At 71.6% G+C, this 13,985-nt stretch carries 11 protein-coding genes and 1 pseudogene; 7 read left to right on the forward strand and 5 right to left on the reverse strand.

Going from position 1 to position 13,985, the window contains the following annotated elements:
* Nucleotides 1-57: 57 nt before the first annotated feature.
* Nucleotides 58-1,527, forward strand: coding sequence for a purine-cytosine permease family protein (locus tag RM609_RS00330; RefSeq protein ID WP_311606851.1), 1,470 nt, complete (start codon nucleotides 58-60; stop codon nucleotides 1,525-1,527).
* A gap of 84 nt (nucleotides 1,528-1,611) precedes the next feature.
* On the opposite strand, the gene RM609_RS00335 is transcribed toward RM609_RS00330, so the two are convergent.
* Complete coding sequence (locus RM609_RS00335; RefSeq protein WP_311606853.1) at nucleotides 1,612-2,286, reverse strand: transglycosylase SLT domain-containing protein; 675 nt, start codon at nucleotides 2,284-2,286, stop codon at nucleotides 1,612-1,614.
* A gap of 386 nt (nucleotides 2,287-2,672) precedes the next feature.
* Between RM609_RS00335 and RM609_RS00340 the strand changes: the two genes are divergently transcribed.
* Complete coding sequence (locus RM609_RS00340) at nucleotides 2,673-3,092, forward strand: DUF7144 family membrane protein (RefSeq protein ID WP_311606855.1); 420 nt, start codon at nucleotides 2,673-2,675, stop codon at nucleotides 3,090-3,092.
* 36 nt (nucleotides 3,093-3,128) lie between these two features.
* Here the strand turns inward: RM609_RS00340 and RM609_RS00345 are convergent, their stop codons facing one another.
* The 3 genes from RM609_RS00345 to RM609_RS00355 all read right to left on the reverse strand — a co-directional run bounded on the left by RM609_RS00345 (nucleotide 3,129) and on the right by RM609_RS00355 (nucleotide 6,517).
* Nucleotides 3,129-3,737: a trimeric intracellular cation channel family protein gene (locus RM609_RS00345; RefSeq protein WP_311606856.1), complete on the reverse strand. Its 609-nt coding sequence runs from the start codon at nucleotides 3,735-3,737 to the stop codon at nucleotides 3,129-3,131.
* Nucleotides 3,738-3,892: 155 nt separating this feature from the next.
* Entirely contained in the window at nucleotides 3,893-5,113 is a 1,221-nt protein-coding gene (locus tag RM609_RS00350; RefSeq protein ID WP_311606857.1) for an anhydro-N-acetylmuramic acid kinase, read from the reverse strand.
* An 84-nt stretch (nucleotides 5,114-5,197) separates the two neighbouring features.
* On the reverse strand, nucleotides 5,198-6,517 hold the full coding sequence (locus RM609_RS00355; RefSeq protein WP_311606858.1) for an aldehyde dehydrogenase family protein: 1,320 nt from the start codon (nucleotides 6,515-6,517) through the stop codon (nucleotides 5,198-5,200).
* A gap of 220 nt (nucleotides 6,518-6,737) precedes the next feature.
* Here RM609_RS00355 and RM609_RS00360 point away from each other — a divergent pair, with 220 nt between their 5' ends.
* The gene (locus tag RM609_RS00360; RefSeq protein WP_311606864.1) at nucleotides 6,738-7,943 is read left to right on the forward strand and encodes a cytochrome P450; all 1,206 of its coding nucleotides are present in this window, start codon (nucleotides 6,738-6,740) and stop codon (nucleotides 7,941-7,943) included.
* A 149-nt stretch (nucleotides 7,944-8,092) separates the two neighbouring features.
* Nucleotides 8,093-9,193 carry a hypothetical protein gene (locus RM609_RS00365; RefSeq protein WP_311606866.1) on the forward strand — a complete coding sequence of 367 codons (1,101 nt, stop codon included), beginning with the start codon at nucleotides 8,093-8,095 and terminating at the stop codon, nucleotides 9,191-9,193.
* Nucleotides 9,194-9,295: 102 nt separating this feature from the next.
* Here RM609_RS00365 and RM609_RS00370 read toward each other — a convergent pair whose 3' ends face one another.
* On the reverse strand, nucleotides 9,296-9,967 hold the full coding sequence (locus RM609_RS00370) for a hypothetical protein (RefSeq protein ID WP_311606867.1): 672 nt from the start codon (nucleotides 9,965-9,967) through the stop codon (nucleotides 9,296-9,298).
* A 279-nt stretch (nucleotides 9,968-10,246) separates the two neighbouring features.
* On the opposite strand from RM609_RS00370, the pseudogene RM609_RS00375 reads away from it, so the two are divergent.
* From RM609_RS00375 to RM609_RS00385, 3 genes and pseudogenes are all read left to right on the forward strand, one after another.
* Nucleotides 10,247-10,912: pseudogene (locus RM609_RS00375) on the forward strand (NADPH-dependent F420 reductase); the annotation flags it as partial.
* A gap of 141 nt (nucleotides 10,913-11,053) precedes the next feature.
* Nucleotides 11,054-11,728 (forward strand): zinc ribbon domain-containing protein, encoded by a 675-nt coding sequence (locus RM609_RS00380; protein WP_311606868.1) that lies wholly within the window; start codon nucleotides 11,054-11,056, stop codon nucleotides 11,726-11,728.
* 187 nt (nucleotides 11,729-11,915) lie between these two features.
* Complete coding sequence (locus tag RM609_RS00385; protein ID WP_311606870.1) at nucleotides 11,916-13,934, forward strand: transglycosylase domain-containing protein; 2,019 nt, start codon at nucleotides 11,916-11,918, stop codon at nucleotides 13,932-13,934.
* The last annotated feature ends 51 nt before the right edge of the window (nucleotides 13,935-13,985 follow it).

The raw sequence follows: 13,985 nt of genomic DNA on the forward strand, positions 1-13,985 counted from the left end.
GATTTCCCACCGTGCCAGATTCTGCGCAACATCGCGCGAGCCAGGAGTGTGGCACCCATGACGACGACGCCGGAGCGACCGCCCCCGTCCCCCTCCCCGTCCCCGTCCCCCTCCCCTCTCGCCATGGAGCGCCGGACGATCGACCCGATACCCGAGGAGGAGCGGCACGGCTCGCCGGCCGGCCTGTTCACCCTGTGGTTCGGCGCCAGCATGCAGATCACGGCGGTCGTCGACGGCGCGCTGGCGGTGGTCTTCGGCGCCGACGCGCTGTGGGCGATCCCCGCCCTGCTGATCGGCAACGTTCTCGGCGGCGTCGTCATGGCCCTCCACTCCGCTCAGGGGCCACGGCTGGGAGTGCCTCAGATGATCTCCAGCCGGGCGCAGTTCGGGGTGTTCGGCGCCGTGCTCCCGCTGGTGCTGGTGATCCTCATGTACCTCGGGTTCGCCGCCACGGGCAGTGTGCTGGCCGGGCAGGCCGTCCGCAGGATCCTCCATCTGCCCGACGCCACGCTCGGGATTCCGGTGTTCGGCGCGCTCACCGCCGTGGTCGCCGTCGGCGGATACCGGCTCATCCACCTCGCGGGCCGCGTGGCGACCGTGACCGGCATCGTGGGGCTGGGCTATCTCGTGGTCGCCGTGTTCACCCGCTACGACGTCTCCGAGCACGTGGGGGTCAAGCCCTTCGACGCCGCGACGTTCCTGCTCGCCGTCTCCCTCGGCGCCGGCTGGCAGCTGACGTTCGGCCCGTACGTGGCCGACTACTCCCGCTATCTGCCCCGGTCGACCAGCGAACGCGCGACGTTCCGGGCGACCTTCGCGGGCACCGTCACCGGCTCCGTGTGGGCCATGTCCCTGGGCGCCCTGATCGCCGCCGTCGCCGGGGACCGGTTCCTGTCCGACCAGGTCGGCTTCGTCGGCGAGCTGGCCGGGCCGGCGGCCCTGGGTTACGTCATGTATCTGGTGGTGCTGGTCGGCAAGGTCACGGCCAATTGCCTCAACGCGTACGGCGGTTTCATGTCGGTCCTCACGACCGTGACGGCCTTCGACGGCCGTTCGAGGATCACACCGGCCGCGCGCGTCGCGTACATCACGGGCTTCTCGGCGGTGGCCACGGTCATCGCGATGGCGGCCAGCGCGGACTTCCTCGACAACTTCAAGAACTTCATCCTGCTGCTGCTCACGGTGTTCACGCCGTGGAGCGCCATCAACCTGGTGGACTACTACCTCGTCTCACGCGAGCGCGTCGACGTCCCGGCGCTGTACGACCCGGACGGCCGCTACGGCCGCTGGAACGTTCCGGCGCTCAGCTGTTACGCCCTCGGAATCCTCTCCCAGGTGCCGTTCCTGGCGACGAAGCTGTACACCGGACCGTTGACCTCCCTGCTCGGCGGCGCGGACGTCTCGTGGATCGTCGGCCTCGCCGTCACCTCGGCCGTCTACTACCCCTGGGCCCGCCGCACCACCACCGCCCCCGCCCCGGAGGCATCGCGGGAGCGGCTGCCGGACGCCCCGCAGCACGCGGAGTGACAGGGAGCGTGCGGGCGTATACGGGGAGGGCGGCGGTGCCCTGGGTGTGGGGTGCCGCCGCCCTGTGGCGATCTTTGGTGTTGATCAGTATGCGGAGTTGACGTTGTCCATGGAGCCGTACTTGTCGGCGGCGTAGGCGCAGGAGGCGGTGATGTTGGCGACCGGGTCGTAGATGTCCCAGGAGGTGCCCTCGACGTGATACGCCTTGAACGTCGGGTCGATGATCTGGAGCAGGCCCTTGGAGGGGACGCCGTTGACGGCGTTGACGTCCCAGTCGTTGATGGCGTGGGGGTTGCCGGTGGACTCGCGCATCACATTGCGCTTGATGCCGTCGTAGGAGGCCGGGATGCCCTTGGAGCTCAGGATGTCCAGGGACTGCTTGATCCAGCCGTCCAGGTTGTCACCGTAGGCCTTGGCAGCCGGAGCGGCCTTGGCGGGCTTGGTGGCGGGCTTCAGAGCGGTGCGCTCGGTGGAACGGCTGGCGCGCTCGTCGTCGGCCTTCTTGGCCTCCGCCTTCTTGGCGGTGGCCGTGGTGGTGGCCTGGGCGGTGGCGGCGTCGGTGGCCTTGTCCAGCTCGGCCTGCTGCGTGACACCGAACTCGTTCGCGCTCTGCGCCACCGTCTTCACACCAGTGGTCTCGGCGGCGGTGGCCGGGACGGCGGCCAGGGCCACAGCGGCACCAGCGGCCACCAGGACAGCGGTGGCGGAGATCTTGTGAGCCTTGGGCAGAGCGGTATAGCCGGAGATGGTGGAGCGCATAACTGAGCTGAACCCTTCCAATCGCTTAATCGCCGGTGGCCGTCATTGGCGCAAACAAGAGCGCCGTTTCTCGATCGACGGCGCCAGGCGACTCCGCAATTGTTAGCGGCGCCCGAACCCCCTGGCAAAGGTGTGACCTACTACCCCACACCCCCACAAACAAGGTCCAGACCAGACCCCGAATGTCCGAATTGCACCCCACCGGCGGGTCACCCACCCACTACCCCACTACGTAGGTGACCCACCTCTCATGGCCCGGCTCACACCCCGCACCCCGTTCACCCACCCTCCGCGTTCGTCCCCACACAGCAAGTGAACGGCGAATCCCGCCCCGCCTAGCGACACTTCCGCACCCGGATGACGATGGACAAGAAGGAGGTGGGCGTATGTCATCCACCCTCGGTCCCCGTAGCGACAGCTCCAAGGCCGCAGCCGAAGGGCTGACCGTCTTCGCCGCCGTGATGATGCTGATCGTGGGATTCCTGGATCTCTTCCGGGGCATCATGGGAATCGTCCATGACGGTGTCTTCGTCTCCACTCCCCATTACGTCTTCAAGTTCAATCTGACGAGCTGGGGCTGGATTCATCTACTGCTGGGCATTCTTGCCATCATGGTGGGCGTCGGCCTGTTCAAGGTGACGCTCTGGGCCAGGATCCTCGGCATCGCCGTCGCGGCGCTGCTGATCCTCGCCAATTTCCTGTCCATTCCCTATTACCCGCTCTGGTCGATCGTGGTGATCGCCATTTGCGCCTTCGTCATCTGGGGCCTGTGCGTCGTCCGGCCCGAGGACTCGCCGCCCGGCTGACCCGGCAGGTGCCTGGTTTTCCCGTGCTCGCCCAGGTCAGCGGGCGCGGGCGAGCCGGGGCAGATGGAGGCCGAAGTACAGGGCGGCCATGCGCACGGTGAAGACCAGCGCGGCGGGCGCCACGACGGTGACGGCCGCTCCCGCTCCGGCCCAGTGGAGGAGCAGGTAGCAGCAGGCGCCGGCGACCGCGGCGGTCGCGTAGATCTCCTCGCGCAGCAGGATGGGCGGGAACTGGCCGCAGAGCAGATCGCGGACGACCTCTCCGGTCACCCCGGTCAGGACGGCCAGCATGACGACGGCGAGCGGGGTGACGCCCGCGTCGACGGCGGCCCGCGCGCCGATCACCGTGACGACGGCCAGGCCCACCGCGTCCACGGTCATCAGGGCACGGCGCGGCAGCTCGCGGCGGTGCAGGAAGAGCATGGTGATCACCGCGACGGACGCGATGACGGCCAGCAGGACCCAGTCGTGGGTCCAGTACAGCGGGTGCCGGCCGAGGATCAGATCGCGCAGGGTGCCGCCGGAGATGGACGCGGCGAAGGCCAGGACCAGCCCGCCGAAGGGGTCCAGCCGGGCCTCGTGGGCGGCCAGGACGCCGCTGGCCGCGAAGGCGGCGATACCCACCAGGTAGAACACGTGCAGCACCGCTGCCTCCACTCCATGTCGCGGGATCCGCGAGACAGGCAGGGGCGCCGTCGGCCCGCCGGACAACCACCCCAGCCAACCACCGGCCGCTCCCTCGCCGCCTCGGCCGTCCGGCCGTCGCCGTCCCGGCCGAAAGAACGGGCCCGGCGGGCCGGTCACCGGCCGAACGGCCGATCCGGCCCGGTCCCGCCCCGCAGCCGTTGTGGGCTCGTCACCCGCAGCCGGGTGGGCGCGCCGCCCGGCACCGGAGGGGGCAGCCGCAGCGGTCCGGCCCCGGGGGTGAGCGAGCCGAGGACGGCGGCGTGCCGGGCGCCCGTGCAGGCGGGCACCGTGCCGGCCAGGCCGTGCAGGGTAAGGAAGCCGAGGACGGCGAAGGCGTACGCCTCCTTGGCCGCCGCCGGCAGGCCCAGGGCGTCGGAGGTGCGGACGGGGATGCCGGGCAGTGCGGCGGTGAGCATCCGCATCAGCGTCGGGTTGCGGGTGCCGCCGCCGGAGGCGATGACTTCGGTTCCCGCGTGGGAGCGGACGGCGTCGGCCACGGTGTGCGCGGTGAGCGCGGTGACGGTGGCCACGACATCGTCGGCGGGGAGGGTGAGCCCGTCGAGGGCGGTCAGCAGGTGGCCCTCGTGGAAGAGCTCCTTGCCGGTGGTCTTGGGTGCGGGGCGGGCGTAGTACGGCTCGGCGAGCAGCCGGGCGAGGAGCGGCCGGTGGACGGTGCCCCGGGCGGCCATGGCGCCTTCCGCGTCGATGTCCCGGCGGCCGCCGGTGAGGTGCCGTACGGCCGCGTCGACGAGGGCGTTGGCGGGCCCGGTGTCGTACGCGAGGGGCTCGCGGCCGTCGTCGCCGGGGACGGTGATGTTGGCGATGCCGCCGAGGTTGAGGGCGACGGGGCGTCCCGGCCTGTCGCGCAGCCACATGACGTCCACGGCGGCGACCAGCGGGGCGCCCTGCCCGCCGGCCGCGATGTCCCGGGGGCGGAGGTCCGAGACGACGGGGCGTCCGGTGCGCTCGGCGATCCAGGCGGGCTGCCCGATCTGGAGCGAGCCGTGGACGCGGCCGCCGTCCGCCCAGTGGAAGACGGTCTGTCCGTGGGAGGCGACGAGGTCCGCCCGGTCGTCGCACAGTTCGCGGTCGGCCCGCGCGGCGAGCTCGGCGAACGCCTGGCCGATCCGGGTGTCCAGGCGGCACACGGTCTCCAGCGTCGTGACCGCCGGGGGCAGCGCGGCGGCGAGTTCGTCGCGGAGCCGGGTGTCGTACGCCTGGCTGATCAGGCCGAGCGGGGTCAGGCGCAGGGTGCCGGCCTCGACGCTCAGGTCGGCGGCCGCCGCGTCGACGGCGTCGTACGACGTGCCCGACATCAGGCCGATCACCCTCATGACGACCTCCCCGGGCGCCCGGGGAGGGACCGGCCGCTGACCCAAGTCTGCCCTCCGGAACCCTGCCTTCGGGCAGCGTTTTCCTCAGCCCAGCGGCTTCTCCAGCACCGCTTTCCGGTGGCTGAACGTCTCGATCGAGTAGCGGCCGTGGTAGTTGCCCATGCCGCTCTCGCCCACGCCGCCGAAGGGCAGGTCGGAGACCGTGAGGTGGGCGACGGGCAGGCCGAACCCGAGGCCGCCGGAGGAGGTCTCGGACGCCAGGCGCCGCCGCGTCTCGTCCGATTCGGTGAAGGCGTACAGCGCCAGCGGCTTGTCGCGGTCGTTGATGAAGGCGATGGCCTCGTCCAGGCCGGGGACCGTGACGACGGGAAGGATGGGGCCGAAGATCTCCTCGCTCATGACCGGGGAGCCGGGGTCGACGTCGGCCAGGACCGTCGGCGCCAGGTACTTCGTGGCGCGGTCGGCGGCGCCGCCGGTCACCACGCGGCCGGAGCCGAGGAGGGCGGTCAGGCGGTCGAAGTGGCGCTCGTTGACTATGCGCCCGTACCGCTCGGAGGTGGCCGGGTCGGTGCCGTACAGCGCCTCGACGGCCCGGATCAGGGCGGGTTCGAGCGCGCGGGCCGTGTCCGGGTCGGTGAGGACGTAGTCGGGCGCGACGCAGGTCTGGCCGGCGTTGAGGAACTTGCCGGAGGCTAGGCGGGCCGCGACGGCCTCCAGGTCGGTGTCGCGGTCGACGAACACGGGGGACTTGCCGCCGAGCTCAAGGGTGACCGGGGTGAGGTGGCGGGCGGCGGCGGTCATCACGATGCGGCCGACGGTGCCGTTGCCGGTGTAGAAGATGTGGTCGAAGCGCTCGGCCAGCAGCGCCGTGGTCTCGGGGACTCCGCCCTCGACGACGGCGACCGCGTCCGGGTCGACGTAACGCGGCAGCAGCCTGGCGAGGGCGGCGGAGGTGGCCGGGGCCAGCTCGCTGGGCTTGGCGACGACCGCGTTGCCCGCGGCCAGCGCGCCCACCATGGGGGTCAGCAGCAGCTGGGCCGGGTAGTTCCAGGGGGCGATGACCAGGACGACGCCCAGCGGGTCGTACTGCGTCCACGCCGTCGCCCCCGCGAGGTGCGGCGGGACCGGTGCCGGCTCGGGGCGCAGCCAGGTGTCGAGGTGGTCGAGGGTGTGGTCGATCTCGCGGATGGTGAAGTCGATCTCGGTGCGGAATGCCTCGTAGGAGCTCTTGCCCAGGTCCTCGTGGAGCGCTTCGACGAGGTCGGCGGGGTGCTCGGTGAGCATGGCGCGCAGGCCGCGCAGCTGGGTGACGCGCCAGCTCATGGGCTTGGTGCGGCCCGTGCGGAAGGTGGCGCGGAGCCGGGCGACGGCGTCGGCGGGCGGCTCGGGGGCGAGCTGGTGCATGGTGCCTCGTTCTCGGGTGCGGGGAGGGTGCGGGAAGGGTGTGGGGAGGGGTCCGGCCATTGCTTGATGTCCTCAAGCAACCACCTGGATAGATGTAAATGCCAACACTTAAAGTTGTCAAGTAATCCCCGCTCCTACAATCATCCTTTTGTCCGCTCCCTTGCCCTTCGTCCCTCCCCGCGTAGCGTTGACACAAGCGGCTCCAGGCAAGGAGGCCGTCATGGCCGACCGCGACAGCTCCCGGATATACGACTGCGCCGACATACCGGCCCTCGACTTCGACCCCTTCCTCCGAGAGTCCCTGCTGCGGGCGCCCGTCTCGCGCATCCGGGTGCCGCACGGGGACGGCGACTGCTGGCTGGTGACCCGGTACGACGACGTCCGGTTCGTCACCTCCGATCCCCGCTTCAGCCGCGACATCCTGGGCCGTTCCGCCCCCAAGATGACCCGGCACACCATCCCCCTGGACCGCGCCATCAGTTACGCGGACCCACCGGAGCACGCGCGCGTACGGGCCGTGGTCGCCCAGGCGTTCAGCCAGCGCGCCGTCGACCGGCTGCGGGGCCCGGCCCAGGCGCTGCTCGACCGGCTGATCCACGACCTGGAGAGCGCGGGCCCGCCGGCCGACCTCGTCCGTCACGTCATCTCGCCGTTCCCGTCGGAGATCATCGGCGAGGTGATCGGGGTGCCCGCCGGGGACCGGCCGCTCTGGCGCGAGTGGACGCAGATCATCTTCACCCGGGCCCACGACGAGGCCGCCGCGGCACGGGTGAAGCGGGTCAAGGAGTCCGCGCGCGACTACTTCCGCGCGCTCGCGGCCCTGCGCCGGGCCGAGCCCCGGGACGACCTGATGAGCGTCATGGCGGCCGCCGTCGACGCCGGACGCATCGACGAGGAGGAACTCCTCGCGCTCGCCACCCTGCTCCAGATCAACGGCTGGCACGCCGTCCGCAACAACGCCGCCAACATGGTGTACGCCCTGCTCACCCACGAAGGGCTGGCCGACCGGCTGCGCGAGCGGCCGTCCCTCGTCCCCCAGGCCGTCGAGGAACTCCTGCGCTGGGTGCCCCACAAGCACGCGATCGGGCAGCCGCGCGTCGCCACCGAGGACGTGGAGGTCGGCGGAGTCCTCATCCGGGCGGGCGAGTTCGTCTACGTCTCGTACGTCGCCGCCAACCGCGACGAGCGGACGTACGACGATCCGGACCGGATCGACTTCGAGCGCCAAGGGCCGCAGCACGTGGCCTTCGGGCACGGCCCGCATTACTGCGTGGCGCCGATGCTGGCCCGTATGGAAGCGGAGCTTCTGCTGTCGAACCTGGTCACGCGCTTTCCCCGGCTGCGGCTGGGGGTGCCGGTGGAGGAAATTCGCTGGCAGACCGACGTCGTCATCCGGGGGCCGGTCGGTCTCCCGGTCGCCTGGTAGCGGGCCGGGCCGCACCCGTCCTCGACGCCGGCCCGCCCACCACCGGCAACCTGAGGCCGACGGCGGGCCGGAACGCTTCAGTCGCGTGGCGGAGGCCGGTCGTTCGCGCGAACGACGTGCGCGAAAACCGTGCGTGCGACGTTCGACGCATGACCGACAGCATGTGGACGACGAAGAGGGGCTCGCTCGGCGAGCGATGGCGGGACCGGCCGCGCCGGGTGGGACGAGCGGCCCTGGGGTGGGCCGTGGCACAGGGCGCGTTCGCGCTGGCCTGCGGGCCGACGGGCGCCCTGCCGTCCGGCGACGACAGCCGGCTGACGCGCTGGCTGTCCTGGTACGTCACGGTGGTGTCCGTGCCGACTGTCGGCGCGGTGGTGTACGCGCTGCGGAACCCGGGGCGTCCCGCCGTGCGGAGGCTGCTGTGGGCGGTCTGCGGACTGTCCGCGCTCTCGGCGTTCAGTCTGCTGATGGACGTGGTGGGGCTGCTGTTCGGCCAGGGCGTCGACAGTACCCCCCGCGCCGTGCTCCACGCCCTCGGCCTGGTGGGCGTGGTCCTCCTCGCCGCCACGGCCCGCGCGCACAGCTCCACCGGCTGCCCCCGCTGCGGCGCCCCGCACACGGCGCGGACCGCGGCAAGGCCGGCGCCCTCCGCGGCGTCGCGCCGTGTGCACGCCTTCGCCTGGGCCGGGAGCCTGGCGTTCGCCCCGTACGCGTGGATGAAGACGACCTGGGTGACGGGCGGTACGTTCGCCGGGATCACCGACGACGACGTGCTCGCGGGCGCCAGACGCAACGGCGCCTCCGACCTGTGGCTCACCCTGGAGTCCTGGGGCGTGGACGGCACCGCGCTGCTCGCCGCCCTCGGCGTCTTCCTGCTCTTCGGGCTGATCCGGCCCTGGGGCCAGGTCTTCCCCCGCTGGACCCTCCTCCTCTCCGGCCGGCGCGTACCCCGCTGGCTGCCGCTCGCCCCGGCGCTCATCGGCGTCGGGACGCTGCTGCCCTACGGTGTCGTCGGCGTCGGCTACGTCTCCCTCGCCACGGCCGGCGTCCTGCCCGTACGGCGCGGCGACTTCCCCACCGCCGACGACACCCTGCTGGTGGCCTGGATCGGGTTGACGGCCTTCGCCGTGTACGGCGTCGCGCTGGCGGTCGCCGCCCGCTCGTACTGGTTCCGCACGCGTCCCGTGTGCCCGGGCACGATGGGCTCCGGCGCGGACGGTCCGGCATTCCGGCCGCTGAACGCTTGCTGAACGACCGGCGCCGAACGTACGGGGACTGCCGTCCGGATCCCCCGCCGGACGGCAGTCCCTCGCCCCCCCGCCTCCCGTTACGGCCGGCCGGCGGGGGCCGGGTCAACGGTGGTCGGCCGGCTCGGTGAGGCTGGTGACGAACTTGCGCAGGGTGCCCCGGACGACCGGGGTCACACCGTGGACGAGCTGCGTCCCGTAGACCACGGCGGTGCCGACGGGCGCGACGACCGTCCAGCGGGCCCGCGGGGTGCCGGCGAGCCAGTCGGCCTCCTGCACGCCGTGGCCCGGCCCGGGGCGGCGGGTGAAGTGCATCCCCACGGCGAAGTCGGTCTCCTGCGGCTCGGCCTCACCGCCGCACCACACGCTCGCGGAGCTGGTGGTGTCGACGAAGAAGTCGCCGCCCCGGTCCGCCGCGCGGACGACCACGGCGAGCCGGGCGACCCGGCGCGGCCCGTCGAACGCGTGCCGGTCCACACCGTGCAGATGGGGCGGGACCCGGTCGCCCACGGCCCCCTGGTACATCCCCCACGACGTGCAGCCCGCCAGGGACGGCGCGACCCGGCGGACGGCCGGCAGCGCGCGCCGGGCCGCCTCGGCCAGGACGTCCTGGACCTCCGGCACCGGGAACAGCTCCTCGTAGCGCGCCGCCCGCGCGACCGTCCACGGCACCTCTTCGAGGTGAGCGTCCACGAGCTTGTTGAGCCGGTCGATCTCCTCGGCGGTCAGGAAGTCCTCCACCGAATGGGTGATCAGTGTTTCGCTGACATGGATCACGAGCGCGTCTCCCCTTTCCTTTCTCTCCGCTCTCTGCGCCGGATCTCACCGCGCACGAAGGGACGTCACGAAGGGACGTGACGCCCCCAGGCAACCCCGGCGGTCGTCCGGGTCGCCAGGAGGCGCGGACGGCGCACCCCAGCACCCGGCGGGCGCACGCGCGCGCTCCCGGCCGCAGATGTCACACCGGTGAAACATCACTGGCACACGGGGCGGAATAGACCCCCTGCTCAGGGAGTTGTCCGCTGACGCGACACACGGTCGCCCACTCCGGAAGGACGCTCCATGAAGATCGGCATCATCGGCGCCGGCAACATCGGCGGCAACCTCACGCGGCGTCTCACCGCCCTCGGCCACGAGGTGTCCGTGGCCAACTCGCGTGGCCCGCACACCCTCACCGAACTCGCCGAGGAGACGGGCGCCACGCCCGTCACCGTGACCGAGGCCGCGCGCGGCGCTCAGGTCGTGGTGGTCACCATTCCCCTGAAGGCCGTCCCGGACCTGCCCTCCAACCTCTTCGACGGGGCCGCGGAGGGCTTCGTCGTCATCGACACCAACAACTACTACCCCAAGGAGCGTGACGGCCTCATCGCCGCCATCGAGGACGGCCTCGCCGAGAGCCGCTGGATCGAGCGGCAGCTGGGCCATGCGGTGATCAAGGCGTTCAACGGCACGTACGCCCAGGACATCCTCGACGGGCCGCGCCCCGAGGGCGACCCGGAGCGGCTCGCGCTCCCGGTGGCCGGGGACGACGAGGCGGCCAAGCGGACGGTCCGCGCGCTCATCGACGAGCTGGGCTTCGACACCGTCGACGCGGGCGGCATCGACGACTCCTGGCGCCAGCAGCCCGACACCCCCGTCTACGGCCTGCGCGCGGGCGTCGAGGCCGTCACCAAGGCTCTCGCCGAGGCGTCCCCGGAGCGGCCGGCGGCGTTCCGGGCATAGCCCGGGCCCCGGCGCACCGCGGCACTGGTTGACCACCTCGAACGGCAATTCCCCGTCAAGCACCCCCCGTTGGCAGAACCGGCGACGCCATGACCCGCGTCGTGGGGCTAGAAGAGGGCTAGAGGACCCACCGTCCAGTCCATGGGGGAGCACGCGGTGAGCACGGAGATCTACTTCGCCAACAATTACCGGGATCTGTGCGAGCAGCACGGTACGGCATCGGGGTTCCAGTTCGAGTTCTACTGCTGGCGCTGTCACGACACCTGGCGTTCCCCCTTCGAGCCCTACCGGGGCGGGCGGCTCGCCGGGTGGCTCAACCGGGGGATCGGGACGGCGCCGGGGCTGCTCGGCAGGGCGTGGTGGGGGGTCACCAGCGCCGCCGAGGGGTTGGCCGGCTCGGGGTGGGGGAACGCGCGCGACGCGGCGTTCCAGCGGGCGATCGGCGCGGCCGAGGGGCACTTCAACCGCTGCGCGCGCTGCGCCACGTACGTGTGCGGCCGCTGCTGGCACCAGGAGCAGGGCCTCTGCTTCACCTGCGCCCCCGACACCGCGGGCGAGATGATGGCGGCCCGGCAGCGGGGCGTCAACGACATGGTGACGCAGCAGGCGTACGACGAGGGACAGCGGCAGGGCAAGCCGGAGGACGGGCGAACGGCGCGCCAGCTGGTCTGCCCCCGGTGCCGGGCCGAGTCCCACGGGGGCCGGTTCTGCCCCGGCTGCGGCTACGAGCTGGCACAGCAGGCGACGTGCACAGGCTGCCGGGCCACGCTGCCGGACGGCGTGGCGTTCTGCCCCACATGCGGGCAGCGCCAGTAGGGGCGGCCCCCGCGTCGGGGCGGCCCCGCGCCCGGAACCGTACACCTCCCCCCCCTCCTGTCACACAATGCTCATGAAACCCCAACCAACCCGGTATCGCTCAACGTCATCTCAGTGATCACAGACAGTCCTGTCTCCGATCACACCGACGTCCGCATGAGCCAACTCATCGAGGAGCGACCGGCCCTTGAGCAAGCACCGGCATATGTCCCGTTCGCGCAGTCGCAGAAAGGAGGGAGCGGCGGCCGGACGGCGATTCGTCGACTATCCGCGCCGGGGCAGACGCGGCGTGCGGCGCTGGTTGCCGTCGTGGCGGCAGACCTCGGCGGTGTTCGTGCTCGGCGCGGGCGGGGCGGCCGGGCTGTTCGCCTATGTGTATGTGAGCGTCGACATCCCCGATGAGAATGTGGCGGCCCGTCAGGAGGCCAATATCTATTATTGGGCCGACGGTACGCAGATGGTGAGCCTCGGGGCGTTCAACCGGACCATCGTCCGGCTGTCGGACGTGCCGGGTTCCGCTCAGAACGCGGTGATCGCCGCCGAGAACGAGAGCTTCTACCGCGATTCCGGCGTTTCCTTCAAGGGCCTGGCGCGGGCCGTGGTCAGTACGGTCCAGGGGCAGGAGACCCAGGGCGGTTCGACCATCACCCAGCAATATGTGAAGAACACTTACCTCACGCAGGAGCAGACCGTCTCCCGCAAGGTCAAGGAGTTCGTCATCTCGCTGAAGGTGGACCGCTCGAAGAGCAAGAAGGAGATCCTCCAGGGCTATCTCAACACCAGTTGGTTCGGGCGCGGCGCCTATGGGATCGACGCGGCCGCCCAGGCCTACTACGGCATTCCCGCGAAACAGCTGAATCCGAGTCAGAGTGCCTTGCTGGCGGCTCTCCTGAAGGGCGCCGAGCTGTACGACCCCTCCACGGGGCCGAAGAACCACGAACGGGCGCGGGAGCGCTGGGCGTGGATCCTCGACCGGCAGGTCGCGACCGGTCGGATGTCGCGCGAGGAACGGGAGAAGTACCGGACGTTCCCCGAGCCGCTCAAGAAGTCCACGTCCACCAGCATGGGCGGGCAGACCGGCTATCTCGTGGACGTCGTCAACAAGTACATCAAGCAGCGCGCCCTCCTCACCGACCAGGACCTCGCCCACGGCGGCTACCGGATCCACACCACGTTCGACAAGGACCGGACGCGTCAGCTGACGAAGGCGGTGGAGGGCGTCCTGGAGCGGGACATCGACCCGAAGAAGCGGTCCGCCGACGAGCACGTCCAGGTCGGCGCCGCCTCGGTGCGGCCCTCGGACGGTGCGCTGGTCGCGCTCTACGGGGGCCCGGACGCCACCAAACGGTTCGTCAACAACGCCGACACCGCCGGTGTGCCGACGGGGTCCGCCTTCAAACCGTTCGTCCTCGCCGCCGCCCTGCGGCACGGCGCGCGTTCCTCCCGGGACGGCGAGCGGCGGGACGTGACGTCCGGCAGCCACTACGGCGACGACGGCACGCTGGTCCGGCCGTCCGGTGACGCCGGCGCCCAGGGGCCCGACGACGCGCATCCCACGCTGCGCCAGGCCCTGGCCGCCGGGGGCAACGCCACGTACACCCGGCTGGGCCGGGAGGTGGGACTGGAGCGGGTGCGGGACACCGCCGTCGCCGCCGGGCTGCTGGGGGACAGCATGGCCCCGCTGGAGGACACCTTCCCCATCGGCACCTCCACTCCCAGCGCGATCCGCGTGGCGGCCGGCTACGGCACGTTCGTCAACCGTGGGCTCCAGAGCGATCCGTACTCGGTGACCAAGCTGGTGAAGGACGGCCGGTCCGTCGGCGGCTTCGAGAGCAGGGCGAAGGCGCGCCGGGCGCTGCCCGAGGGGGTGGCGGCCGAGGTCACGGACGCCCTGCGGGAGGCCGGGGAGCAGAGCGTGGGGGACGCGCAGGGCGTCGACGAGCGCACCGCCCGCGGCATCGGCCCGTTCGCGGCGGGCCGGACCGGGGACCAGGACCGGCTCAGATCGGCGTGGTTCGTCGGCTCCACAGAGGAGCTGTCCACGGCGGTGACCATGTTCCGTACGAAGCCGGACGAGCCCCAGCTGCTGCCCATGACGGATGTGGGCGGGGCGGACTCGCGGCGCGGAAGCGTCTTCCCGGCCCGGATCTGGACGGATTACATGGGCGCGTACGTGGCGTCCAGGAATTCCGGGAAGAATTCCTGAGCAGGACGGTACCGGACGGCACCGGTGTGCCGCCCGGTGCCGTACGTCCCG

It is taken from the genome of Streptomyces hesseae (genome assembly GCF_031845785.1).
Classification (GTDB): Bacteria; Actinomycetota; Actinomycetes; order Streptomycetales; family Streptomycetaceae; genus Streptomyces; species Streptomyces hesseae.